Below are 12090 nucleotides of genomic sequence, written 5' to 3'. Positions count from 1 at the left end.
CTGAGCGGTGCCATCGCGTCACCGCGCCCGGTGACCATCAGGAGACGAAATGACTGAGGAGCGCGTCGAGCTGTTGCTCGCCGAGGTACAGGATGAGTACGGCGTGATTCGCGTGCTGGAAGTGGCCGATTACCGCTTTCTGGAGTTCGGCGATGCGATCGAGCAGAGCTGCGTGTTTACCGCCGATCCGAGCTGGCTGGAATACGACTACACCCGGGCGATGCTGATCGGTGCGTTGTGCCATGAACAGCCGGAGAGTGCGTTGTTTCTCGGCCTCGGTGCCGGCACGCTGACCCAGGCCTGCCTCAAGTTCCTGCCGCTGGAAGACGTCGAAGCCATCGAACTGCGCCCTGATGTACCACGGCTGGCCATCGAATACCTCGGGCTGGATGACGATCCGCGCCTCTATATTCGCGTCGGCGATGCGCTGGAACTGCTGCCGACGGCCGAGCCTGCGGATCTGATCTTTGTCGACCTGTACACTGATGTCGGTCCAGGTGTCGGGCATCTGGCCTGGAGTTTCCTCGGTGACTGTCAGAAACGCCTGAATCCGGGCGGCTGGCTGGTGATCAACCAGTGGGCCACCGATGACGGCAAACCACTGGGTGCCGCGTTGTTGCGCGGGCTCTACCACCGACATTACTGGGAGCTGCCGGTGAAGGAGGGCAATGTGATTCTGATTGTGCCGGCGGATCTCGATCAGGCGCTGGACATGCAGGCTCTGACGGCCCGTGCTGAAGCGCTGGCGCCGAAGTTGGGGTACTCGTTGCAGTCGTTGATCAACGCGATTCGCCCGGCGACTTGAGTCGTCAGTGACGGCCCCTTCGCGAGCAGGCTCGCTCCCACATTGGAATGCATTTTCCCTGTGGGAGCGAGCCTGCTCGCGAAGAGGACCTTATAACCAGCAAATATTTCAGATCCCTTTGAAAATGCCAGGTCGCCGCTCCACCAACGAGCGCACCCCTTCCTTCGCATCTTCACTCGCCAACAACTTCTTCACCAGCGCCGGCAACCCTTGCGCCGCCGCTGTCTCACCCTCATACCTTGCCTGCCGCGCTGACATCAATGTCGCCTGCACGCCCAACGGGGCCTGCCGGGCAATCCGCTCAGCCAATTCAATCGCCCGGGGCAACAGATCCTCACTGGCCATCACTTCCTGTACCAATCCCAGGTGCAACGCATCGTGCGCATCAAACTCATCGCCGGTCAGCAACCAGCGCATTGCATTGCCCCAGCCGGCGATTTGTTGAAAACGTAACGTCGCGCCACCAAACGGAAAAATCCCACGTTGCACTTCCATCTGCGCGAAGCGGGTATTGCTCGCGCACAGGTTGATATCCGCTGCGAGCATCAACTCGATACCGATGGTCAGGCAGTAACCCTGCGCGGCGACAATCACCGGTTTGCTGACCCGTGGCCCGACGAAAACGCCCCACGGGTCGCAACCACCGGTCGGAACCTGCCAGCCCTCGGCGAGCGCAGAACTTGCATTCACCAAATCCAGACCGGCGGTAAAGTGCTCGCCATGCCCGAATACAACGGCCACCCGCGCCTCGCTGTCGGCCTCGAATTCACCGTAGGCCAGGCTCAGCTCGTTGAGCAGGTCGAGGTCGAACGCGTTGCGTTTGGCGGCCCGGTCGAGGCCGATCAGGTGGACATGACCACGACGTTCACGGCTGACGCGGCCGGGGCAGGGCTGATTCATGGGAAATCCTCGGGCGGGAAGGGCGGGTGCAGCGACGGTATGCCGCACATCGGTGAATCGTTTAAGCGTCATCGCTCGCAGGGCCGGGCCTTTGAAAAATAGACCTTCGCACGATTATCCGCAAAACCCCGTTACACCGCGGTGACACACGGATTCAGACGATAAAAAAAGCTCCCTTTTTGGGCAAAATCCGGTATAGTGCGCGCCGGCCTTTAACCGGGCCGCGTTTAGGTAGCGCAATTTCCCGAAGTCAGCTTCGGCTGCACGTCCGCATTGCGGGCTCTTCCCGGACGATTCTTTTTTTCATTCATTCGTTTTCGCAAATCCCCGCCGACAAAGCTGCCAGGGCGACTCTTGAGTCTCAACACGGCATGCGCAGCTTTGGAGCATGGGTCTTTGCGGATGCACTTAGAGGCAGACCCATGACCCAGGAAACCGGCGGATTCGCCGCTTTTAATCTTAACCCGAATATTCTTGCAGCCGTCGCAGCGACCGGCTACGAAGAGCCTTCGGCGATTCAGCAGCAATCGATCCCGATCATCATGGCCGGCCAGGACATGATTGGCCAGGCGCAAACCGGTACCGGTAAAACCGCCGCGTTCGCACTGCCTATTCTGCACCGCATCGATCCTGCCAAGCGCGAACCGCAAGCCCTGATCCTGGCGCCAACTCGAGAGTTGGCGCTGCAAGTAGCAACCGCTTTTGAAACCTACGCCAAGCAAATGCCTGGCGTCACCGTTGTCGCCGTTTACGGCGGCGCGCCGATGGGCCCGCAACTGAAAGCAATCCGTAATGGCGCACAGATCGTTGTCGCCACTCCGGGCCGTCTGTGCGACCACCTGCGTCGTGACGAGAAAGTTCTGTCGACCGTGAACCACCTGGTTCTCGACGAAGCTGACGAAATGTTGAAGCTGGGCTTCATGGATGACCTTGAAGTCATCTTCAAGGCTCTGCCAGCGACCCGTCAGACCGTTTTGTTCTCGGCTACCCTGCCGCAGTCGATCCGCGCCATTGCCGAACGCCACCTGCGCGATCCGCAACACGTGAAGATCCAGACCAAGACCCAGACCGTTACCGCGATCGAACAGGCTCACCTGTTGGTTCACGCTGACCAGAAGACTTCGGCGGTTCTCAGCTTGCTGGAAGTGGAAGACTTCGACGCGCTGATCATGTTCGTACGCACCAAGCAAGCGACCCTGGATCTGGCCAGCGCCCTCGACGCCAAAGGCTACAAAGCCGCGGCGCTGAACGGTGACATCGCCCAGAACCAGCGTGAGCGCGTTATCGACTCGCTGAAAGATGGCCGTCTGGACATCGTTGTGGCGACCGACGTTGCTGCTCGTGGTCTGGACGTTCCGCGCATCACTCACGTGTTCAACGTTGACATGCCGTACGACCCAGAGTCCTACGTTCACCGTATCGGCCGTACTGGCCGTGCCGGTCGCGAAGGTCGTGCACTGCTGCTGGTGACTCCACGTGAGCGCCGCATGCTGCAAGTGATCGAGCGTGTAACCGGTCAGAAAGTGGCTGAAGTTCGTCTGCCGGACGCCCAGGCTGTTCTCGATGCACGCATCAAGAAACTGACCAACAGCCTGTCGCCGCTGGTCGCTGATGCCGAGTCGACTCACGGCGAACTGCTCGATCGTCTGACTGCAGACATCGGCTGCACTCCGCGTGCTCTGGCTGCTGCTCTGCTGCGCAAGGCTACCAACGGTCAAGCGCTGAACCTGGCAGCGATCGAGAAGGAGCGTCCACTGGTGCCGAACAACGCACCGCGTGGCGACCGTCCTGAGCGCACCGGTGATCGTCCTGATCGTGGTGACCGCGAGCGTCGCGCACCAATGCCTTTGGGCGAAGGTCGTGCCCGTTGCCGTACCGCGCTGGGTGCGCGTGACGGTATCGCCGCGAAAAACCTGCTGGGCGCCATCCTCAACGAAGGTGGTCTGGCCCGTGAAGCGATCGGTCGCATCCAGGTGCGTGACAGCTTCAGCCTCGTCGAGCTGCCGGAAGATGGTCTGGACAAACTCCTGACCAAGCTGAAGGACACTCGTGTCGCTGGCAAGCAGCTGAAACTGCGTCGCTACCGCGAAGATTGATCCGCCCCCGGGCTGATTGATCGAACATAAAAAATCCCCGACTGGTTCGGGGATTTTTTTGCCTGCCTTTTGGGTTGCCACACCCCCCCTGTGGGAGCGAGCCTGCTCGCGAATGCGTCAGCCGAAACGATAAATATCCATACCCAGCGCCCCCATGGTGAACCCCTGGTGCGCCACGCTGAACTCCCCCCCGGCACCGCGCGCAAAATACAACGGCAGCAAATGCTCGTCACTCGGATGGCTGCGTACCGCGTTCGGCGCCTGCTGACGATAATCGTGCAGTGCCGCCTCATCGTCGGCCGCCAGCTTCTCGATCATCCAGTCACGGAAGTCCCGTGCCCACGGCTCGACGCTTTCCGGGCCGGCGTGCCAGTCCAGTTCACGCAGGTTGTGGGTAATGCTGCCCGAGCCAATCAGCAAAATGCCCTGATCGCGCAGACTCGCCAGCGCTTGCCCTACACGGGTTTGCAGCGCTGGGCCGCCGCGACTCGGCAGCGACACCTGCACCACCGGGATATCCGCCTGCGGATACATCAGTGACAGCGGGACCCACACGCCGTGATCGAACGGTCGTTGCGGATCGAGGCGTGCTGGCAGATGGGCAGCTTGCAGCAATTGGGCGACTTCGGCCGCCAGTTGCGGATCGCCCGGTGCCGGGTATTGCACGTCGAACAGGGCGCGCGGGAAGCCGCCGAAGTCGTGCCAGGTTTCGGGTTGCGGGTGGCTGCTGACCACCAGATCGTGGCTTTCCCAATGTGCGGAGACGATCACGATGGCTTGCGGTCGGGGCAGCTCGGCCGCCAGACGCCTCAGGGCCGGGCCACTGGCGCCTGGCTCCAGAGCAAGCATGGGTGAGCCATGGGAAATAAACAGGCTGGGAAACATGATGGGTTCCTGAGCGGTAAGATGGCTTCATCTTCAGTCAGATCATTGATCTAAATCTAATATAAGTTTTAACGCCTTTTGATCGAATTTATTGGAGGGATACATGCAGCCTGAGTTTTGGCACAAGAAGTGGGAATCCAATCAGATCGGCTTTCATTTGCCAGAAGTGAACCCGTATCTGCAGCGCCATTGGTCGCAACTGACCCTCCCGACCCAGGCGCGAGTGCTGGTGCCGTTGTGTGGCAAAAGTCTGGATCTGCTGTGGCTGGCCGGGCGTGGTCATCCGGTGCTGGGGGTTGAGTTGTCGCAGAAGGCCATCGAGGACTTTTTCAACGAGCATCAGGTAACGCCACGGGTCAGCGACAAAGGGCCGTTCAAGGTCTATCACGCTGACGCCATCGAGTTGTGGTGCGGTGATTTCTTCGCATTGACCGCAGACGATGTGGCCGATTGCGCGGCGCTGTATGACCGGGCGGCACTGATTGCCTTGCCGCCCCCGATGCGTGAGCGTTACGCGGCGCAGCTGCAGCGGATCCTGCCGCCGACTGTGCAAGGGTTGTTGATCACGCTGGATTACGATCAGGCGCAGATGTCCGGGCCGCCGTTTGCGGTGGGTGATGATGAGGTGCAGCGTTTGCTGGGTGGTGTCTGGCAGGTGCAGAAGCTGGAAGAGCAGGATGTGCTGGGGGAGAGCTGGAAGTTTCTTCAGGCGGGTGTGACGCGGCTGGAGGAGCGGGTTTACCGCGTTTCTGCTCGATAGATTTTTGCTGGCAGCGCCGGCCCTATCGCGAGCAGGCTCACTCCTACAATGATTCGTGGTGAGTCGCGAAGTGCGTGGGCGCCACAGAACACTGTGGGAGGGGGCTTGCTCACGAAGAGGCCAGAACAGGCGCCGCATAATCCCGAGCATAAAAAAGGCCCGCATCGCTGCGGGCCTTTTCTTTACTGCATCAAACCGATCAACCGCGACGACGCAGGGCGTCAATACGCTCTTCCAGCGGCGGGTGGCTCATGAACATGCGGGCAAAGCCCTGCTTGATGCCACCGTTGATGCCGAAGGCGTTCAGGGTGTCCGGCATGTGCACCGGCAGGCCCTGTTCGGCGCGCAGGCGTTGCAGGGCGCCGATCATCGCGTTGGTACCGGCCAGGCGTGCGCCGGCTTCGTCGGCACGGAATTCGCGTTTGCGCGAGAACCACATGACGATGGCGCTGGCGAGGATGCCCAGTACCAGTTCGGCGAAGATGGTTGCCACGTAGTAGGCGATGCCCTGGCCTTCTTCGTTCTTGAAGATCACCTTGTCGACGAAGTTGCCGATGATCCGCGCAAAGAACATCACGAAGGTGTTCACCACGCCCTGGATCAGTGCCAGGGTGACCATGTCACCGTTGGCCACGTGACCGATTTCGTGGGCCAGTACGGCCTTCACTTCGTCCGGCGAAAAGCGCTCGAGCAGGCCCTGGCTGACCGCAACCAGTGCGTCGTTCTTGTTCCAGCCGGTGGCGAAGGCGTTTGCTTCGTAGGCTGGGAAAATACCGACTTCGGGCATCTTGATCCCGGCTTCGCGGGACAGTTGCTCGACGGTTTGCAGCAGCCATTGCTCATGCCGGGTACGTGGCTGGCTGATGATCTGGGTGCTGGTGCTCATCTTCGCCATCCACTTGGAGATGAACAGCGAGAACAGCGAACCGGCGAAACCAAAGACCGCACAGAAAACCAGCAGCTGACTGAGGTTGAGATCAACCCCGTTGGCCGCCATGAACCCGTTGAAGCCGAACAGGCTCAGGGTGATGCTGGCTATCAGCACGACCGCCAGGTTAGTGGCCAAAAACAGCAGGATGCGCATCATGGTTGTAGAAATCTCCTCAAGCTAAAGATGTAGCGTACTGCGGGGTATATAAGGTGCGGCACCGGGTGATTCAACCGAGTGACTATTTCAAACTGTGTCCTACAGCGGATTCCGTGGCCTGCAGGTCATTCCCCACGAGCGAAACCGAAAGGGATGACAGACAGCCGCCACCCGCCAGCATTACGTCAGATGCGTGCAAGCCACATGAATCGCAAGTGTAGAAGGCGCGGCGAGGCGGGGAGGGCAGAAGTGTTGCTGAATCAGACAGTGCGCAACGTTCGGGCCGTTGCGCACTGTTGACCGGTTACTGGCGGTAGGATTTGAGGAAGTTGCCGATGCGTCCGATGGCCATCTCCAGGTCGTCGACACGCGGCAGGGTGACCACCCGGAAGTGATCCGGCCACGGCCAGTTGAACGCTGTGCCTTGCACCACCAGCAGCTTCTCGGAGAGCAGCAGGTCAAGCACGAACTTCTCGTCGTTGTGGATTGGGCAGACCTTCGGGTCGATCTTCGGGAACGCGTACAGCGCGCCCATCGGCTTGACGCAGCTCACGCCCGGAATGTCGTTGAGCAACTCCCAGGTGCGGTTGCGCTGTTCCAGCAGGCGACCCTGCGGCAGCACCAGATCATTGATGCTCTGATAACCGCCCAGGGCGGTCTGGATCGCGTGCTGACTCGGCACGTTGGCACACAGGCGCATGTTGGCCAGCATGTCGATGCCTTCGATGTAGCTCTGGGCATTGTGTTTCGGCCCGGAGATAGCGATCCAGCCCGAACGGAAACCGGCCACGCGGTAGGATTTGGACAGACCGTTGAAGGTCAGGCACAGCAGGTCCGGGGCCAGCGAAGCGGTGCAGATGTGCACGGCGTCGTCGTAGAGGATCTTGTCGTAGATCTCGTCGGAGAACACCACCAGGTTGTGCGCGCGGGCGATTTCCAGCATGCCCAGCAGCACTTCCTTCGAATACACCGCGCCGGTCGGGTTGTTCGGATTGATGATCACCATGGCTTTGGTGTTCGGGGTGATCTTGGCCTTGATGTCGTCCAGATCGGGGAACCAGCCGGCACCTTCGTCGCACAGATAATGCACGGCGTTACCGCCGGCCAGGCTCACGGCGGCGGTCCACAGCGGGTAGTCCGGCGCTGGCACCAGCACTTCGTCACCGTTGTTGAGCAGCGCCTGCAGCGACATCACGATCAGTTCGGACACGCCGTTGCCCAGGTAGATGTCTTCGATGCCGACACCTTCGACATTTTTTTGCTGGTAGTACTGCATCACCGCTTTACGGGCGCTGAACAGACCTTTGGAGTCGCTGTAGCCCTGGGCGGTCGGCAGGTTGCGGATCACGTCCTGGAGAATTTCGTCCGGCGCCTCGAAACCAAACGGTGCCGGGTTGCCGATGTTCAGCTTGAGGATGCGCTGGCCTTCCTCCTCCAGACGTTTGGCGTGCTTGAGCACCGGGCCGCGAATGTCGTAGCAGACGTTGGCGAGCTTGTTCGATTTGCTGAACTGCATGGCGATGTGATCCCGAAAATGAACGATCCAGACGGTGGATGGCCAACCGTGCTGGGATTCCTGCGTCTTCGCACAGGCGGAGTCTTGCGCCGTGGCGCCGAGAATCCGTTTGAATGCGCCCGGTCTGGCTGCCAGACTGGCGTGTGACGAGGCGCAATCATACGTGCCACCCGATCCGTGGAAAAGATACAGATCGGGCTTTTTCAGCCACTGAGGTGTGATGATGGAAAAGTTGGAAAAAACCCTGGAAGAATGGCGTGCGATGCTCGACCCCGAGCAGTACAACGTTTGCCGACTCAGTGCCACCGAGCGCCCGTTCTCCGGTAAATACAACGCCACCAAAACCGATGGCGTCTATCACTGCGTCTGCTGCAATGAAGCGCTGTTCGACTCCGGGACCAAATTCGATTCCGGCTGCGGCTGGCCGAGCTTCTACGCGCCGATTGGCGAAAGCGCCATGACCGAGATCCGTGATACTACCCACGGCATGATTCGCACCGAGGTCAAGTGTGCCCGCTGCGATGCGCATCTGGGCCACGTGTTCCCTGACGGTCCGCCACCGACCGGCCTGCGTTATTGCATCAACTCGGTGTGCCTGAATCTCGAGCCACGCGAGTAATCGAACGGGCGACCTGCGGGTCGCCTTTCGGATAATTAAATTGCACGCAATTTAATTGCTCGCTATGTTTGGTCTTTCCCGATAACCCGCGGAGCCGACCCATGAGCGACAACCTGCTGAATATCCCTGTCACGAACATCAAGGGTGAGCAAAAGACCCTTGCCGAATACGCCGGCAAGGCGGTGCTGGTGGTCAATACCGCCAGCAAATGCGGTTTCACCCCGCAATACAAAGGTCTGGAAGAACTGTGGCAGACCTACAAGGATCAGGGCCTGGTGGTGCTGGGCTTCCCGTGCAATCAGTTCGGCAAGCAGGAGCCGGGCAACGAGGGCGCAATCAGCGAGTTCTGTGAGCTGAACTACGGCGTGAGTTTCCCGTTGTTCAAGAAGATCGACGTCAACGGTGCCGACGCGCATCCGCTGTTCGTGCAGTTGAAAAAGCGCGCCCCGGGTCTGCTTGGCTCCCAAGGCATCAAGTGGAACTTCACCAAGTTCCTGATCGGCAAGGATGGTCAACTGGTCAAGCGTTTCGCTCCGGCCACCAAGCCGCAGGACCTGACCAGCGAGATCGAAGCATTGCTCAAATGAACAGCCTGCCCGTCGATTCGCTGAAGCTCGACAGCCAGTTGTGTTTCAAGTTGTACGCCGCGTCCCGGGCGGTGATTCGTGCCTACAAGCCGATGCTCGATCAGCTCGGCCTGACCTACCCGCAGTACCTGGCGATGCTGGTGCTGTGGGAATGGCAGGACAGTGCGCCGGAGCAACCGACGGTCAAGGCGCTGGGCGAGCGCTTGGTGCTGGATTCCGGCACCCTGACGCCATTGCTCAAGCGCCTCGAGCAACTGCAGTTGGTGCAGCGCCGGCGTTCGGCGCGCGACGAACGTGAAGTCCACCTGAGCCTGACAGCGCAAGGGCAGGCGCTGCGCGAGCAGGTCGGGCCGCTCAAGGCCCGATTGTTGTGCGACAGCGGGGTAGACCTCGATCGGCTCAACGATTTGCGCAACGGTCTCGATCACCTGCTGGGGCAGATCAAAGCGCTGTCGTAGTCGGGATCCACTGGTCGAGCAGGGCCGCCAGCTCTTCGCGGCGGAACGGCTTGGCCAGGTAATCGCTCATGCCGGCGGCACGGCAGCGCTCACGCTCCTCGGACATGGCGTTGGCGGTCAGCGCCACGATCGGCAGATGTGGCCAGCGCCCGCTCTGGCGGATCTGCCGGCTCGCTTCGTAACCGTCCATCACCGGCATGTTGCAGTCCATCAGCACCAGATCGAACTCATCGTGCTCCAGTTGATCAAGCGCTTCGGCGCCGTGGGCGGCGACCACCACGTCGCAGCCCAGCTTGCCGAGCATGCCTTTGGCCACCAGTTGGTTGACCGGATTGTCCTCCACCAGCAACACCTTGCCGCGTCGCTGAACCGGCAGGCTCTCGAGGCGTGCGTCGTTGATCGTGGTGAGGTCGGCCAGCAGGATGCGCCGCAGGGTCTGATACAGCGCGTTGCGCGCCAGCGGCCGGGCCTGTTGTTGCAGCGGGGCCAGCGCGGCGGCTTCTTCACCGGGCATGAAGCTGCCATAAGCGGTCACCACCAGGATCGGTGCGCTGAGGGTCGGGCGCAGACTGAACAGGCATTCCGGGCAATCGGTGATCACCAGGTCAGGGGACAGGCCCAGCAACGGGTCGTCCATCGAACGCTGTTCATAGGTCACGCCCCACACTGGCAGTAAGGTCTTGAGCAACTCCGCCAGCCCGCTGCTGGCGGCGGTAATCGCCAGGACCTTGCCGTGCAGCGGTGGCGGTGCGATCGCGCGGGTGTGACACGGCAGCGGCAGTTCGGCACAGAACTGACTGCCGAAACCGGCTTCGGAACTGATGGTCAGCCGGCCCTGCATGGCTTCGCACAGGTTGTAGGTCAGCGCCAGGCCGAGGCCGGTGCCGCCGTACTGACGGGTAATGCCGGCACCGGCCTGGGTGAACGGCTGGAAGATTTTCACCTGGGCTTCCTGGGCGATCCCGATGCCGGTGTCGCAGACTTCGATACGCACCCCGTCCTTGTGGGCGGACAGACGCACATCGACCCGGCCGAACCGGGTGAACTTCAGGGCGTTGGACAAAAGATTGCTGACGATCTGCCGCACCCGGGTCGGATCCCCCAGCACCAATGCCGGGAAGTGCGGGTCGATCAGGCATGTCAGCTCGACGCTGGGCGCTGCGTTCTGCGACAACAGGTTGGCGGTGTCCTCAATCAGCGAGCCGAGGTCGAACGGGATGTGTTCGAGCTCCAGCTGCCCGGCATCGAACTTGGACAAGTCGAGAATATCGTTGAGCAATTCCACCAGGACCTTGCCCGAGTCATGGGCAATCGACAGCTGTTGTTGCTGCTCGGCATTCAGTGGCCCGTCGAGGGAGAGGGCGATCATGCCCAGCAAGCCGTTGAGCGGGGTGCGGATCTCGTGGCTCATGTTGGCGAGGAACGCCGAACGCGCTTCAGCCATGTCCAGGGCGGTGCTGCGGGCCACTTCCAGCTCCTGGTTGGACTGGCTGAGCCGGGCGTTGATCGCCTTGAGCTCGGCGGTGCGCGCGGAGACGATGTGCTCCAGTTGCCCCAGGTAGTCGGTCAGGCGGTTTTCGGCGTTGCGCCGTTGCTGGATTTCCGTGGCAATGTTGTCGAACTGCTGGTTGGCAACCCGGACCAGTTCGCCGATTTCGTCGTTGGCGTGTCCGGCCGGACATTCCAGCATCGTCGGCTCTGCACTGCGTGCGTCGCGGCCGCTGAGTTCGCGGATCAGCCGCACCAGTGGTTTGGTCAGCATCACGTAGAACAATGCCAGCAGGATCCCGGTAAGGATCAGGCTGCGGGCAAACCCGTTGAGCAGGGTGATCTCTGCTCGACGCAGGAACCGGCTGCCGAACGCGTAAGTGTCGACTTCAAGGCTCAGAATGCCCAGCGATTCGTTGGGCAGGTGGTCGAGGTACAGGCGGTCTTCGAACTCGCGCTTGGCGCCGAACAGGAAGTCGCTGATCACCCGATAGCCGCTCTGCAGCTCCGGGCGTTTGACGTTGGCCAGAACGTTGCCATTGTTGTCGGTCAGTTGCGCCGAGATGATCGCCGGCGAACGCAACAGGCCCAGGGTCAGTTCCTGAGCCAGTTCCGCGTCGATGTTGTAGGCGATCCGCGACGCCGGATTGTGGCTGATTTCCAGCAAAGACAGGATTTCACGGTTGATGGAGGCGTCTTCGCTGGCATAATCGATGCCGATTTGCAGCAGGCTGAGCAGCGTGCCCAGAATGAACCCGACCAGCACAGTGAATCTGGCTTGCTTGTAAGACAGCCGGTGGGTGAATTTGATATCCATGGGGTGTTGAACCACTTCCGTTTCCCTTCGCTGCTCAAGCATAGTCGATCATGTATGGATACCGAGGTTCCC

11 protein-coding genes are annotated in these 12090 nt (G+C 60.8%); 6 read left to right on the top strand and 5 right to left on the bottom strand.

Translation table 11 applies throughout. The features are described 5' to 3' along the window. Window positions 1–49: 49 nt before the first annotated feature. A complete protein-coding gene (locus PseAD21_RS00450; protein ID WP_102354027.1) occupies window positions 50–805 on the top strand; it encodes a spermidine synthase in 756 nt (251 codons plus the stop codon). A gap of 108 nt (window positions 806–913) precedes the next feature. Here PseAD21_RS00450 and PseAD21_RS00445 read toward each other — a convergent pair whose 3' ends face one another. After that, on the bottom strand, window positions 914–1705 hold the full coding sequence (locus PseAD21_RS00445) for a crotonase/enoyl-CoA hydratase family protein (RefSeq protein WP_102354026.1): 792 nt from the start codon (window positions 1703–1705) through the stop codon (window positions 914–916). Window positions 1706–2127: 422 nt separating this feature from the next. Here PseAD21_RS00445 and PseAD21_RS00435 point away from each other — a divergent pair, with 422 nt between their 5' ends. Next, window positions 2128–3801, top strand: coding sequence for a DEAD/DEAH box helicase (locus tag PseAD21_RS00435; RefSeq protein WP_008088238.1), 1674 nt, complete (start codon window positions 2128–2130; stop codon window positions 3799–3801). Window positions 3802–3918: 117 nt separating this feature from the next. On the opposite strand, the gene PseAD21_RS00430 is transcribed toward PseAD21_RS00435, so the two are convergent. After that, window positions 3919–4686 (bottom strand): class III extradiol ring-cleavage dioxygenase, encoded by a 768-nt coding sequence (locus PseAD21_RS00430; RefSeq protein ID WP_102354025.1) that lies wholly within the window; start codon window positions 4684–4686, stop codon window positions 3919–3921. Window positions 4687–4789: 103 nt separating this feature from the next. On the opposite strand from PseAD21_RS00430, the gene PseAD21_RS00425 reads away from it, so the two are divergent. Further along, on the top strand, window positions 4790–5446 hold the full coding sequence (locus PseAD21_RS00425; protein WP_102354024.1) for a thiopurine S-methyltransferase: 657 nt from the start codon (window positions 4790–4792) through the stop codon (window positions 5444–5446). A gap of 199 nt (window positions 5447–5645) precedes the next feature. Here the strand turns inward: PseAD21_RS00425 and htpX are convergent, their stop codons facing one another. Continuing rightward, window positions 5646–6533 carry a protease HtpX gene (gene htpX / locus PseAD21_RS00420; RefSeq protein WP_007964827.1) on the bottom strand — a complete coding sequence of 296 codons (888 nt, stop codon included), beginning with the start codon at window positions 6531–6533 and terminating at the stop codon, window positions 5646–5648. Window positions 6534–6837: 304 nt separating this feature from the next. Then, window positions 6838–8049, bottom strand: coding sequence for a pyridoxal phosphate-dependent aminotransferase (locus PseAD21_RS00415; RefSeq protein WP_102354023.1), 1212 nt, complete (start codon window positions 8047–8049; stop codon window positions 6838–6840). A 223-nt stretch (window positions 8050–8272) separates the two neighbouring features. On the opposite strand from PseAD21_RS00415, the gene msrB reads away from it, so the two are divergent. The 3 genes from msrB (at window position 8273) to PseAD21_RS00400 (ending at window position 9713) form a co-directional block, all read left to right on the top strand. Beyond that, a complete protein-coding gene (gene msrB, locus PseAD21_RS00410) occupies window positions 8273–8668 on the top strand; it encodes a peptide-methionine (R)-S-oxide reductase MsrB (protein WP_102354022.1) in 396 nt (131 codons plus the stop codon). Window positions 8669–8769: 101 nt separating this feature from the next. Continuing rightward, window positions 8770–9255 carry a glutathione peroxidase gene (locus PseAD21_RS00405; protein ID WP_102354021.1) on the top strand — a complete coding sequence of 162 codons (486 nt, stop codon included), beginning with the start codon at window positions 8770–8772 and terminating at the stop codon, window positions 9253–9255. After that, window positions 9252–9713, top strand: coding sequence for a MarR family winged helix-turn-helix transcriptional regulator (locus PseAD21_RS00400; protein ID WP_102354020.1), 462 nt, complete (start codon window positions 9252–9254; stop codon window positions 9711–9713). The genes PseAD21_RS00405 and PseAD21_RS00400 overlap by 4 nt, the downstream gene beginning before the upstream one ends. Here the strand turns inward: PseAD21_RS00400 and PseAD21_RS00395 are convergent. Beyond that, the gene (locus tag PseAD21_RS00395) at window positions 9697–12018 is read right to left on the bottom strand and encodes a response regulator (RefSeq protein WP_102354019.1); all 2322 of its coding nucleotides are present in this window, start codon (window positions 12016–12018) and stop codon (window positions 9697–9699) included. The two genes, PseAD21_RS00400 and PseAD21_RS00395, sit on opposite strands and share 17 nt — an antisense overlap. Window positions 12019–12090 lie beyond the last annotated feature (72 nt).

This window comes from Pseudomonas sp. AD21 (assembly GCF_002878485.1).
Taxonomy (GTDB): Bacteria; Pseudomonadota; Gammaproteobacteria; order Pseudomonadales; family Pseudomonadaceae; genus Aquipseudomonas.
Note: the sequence above shows the minus strand (reverse complement) of the source record. Positions and strands in the feature narration are given on the sequence as shown.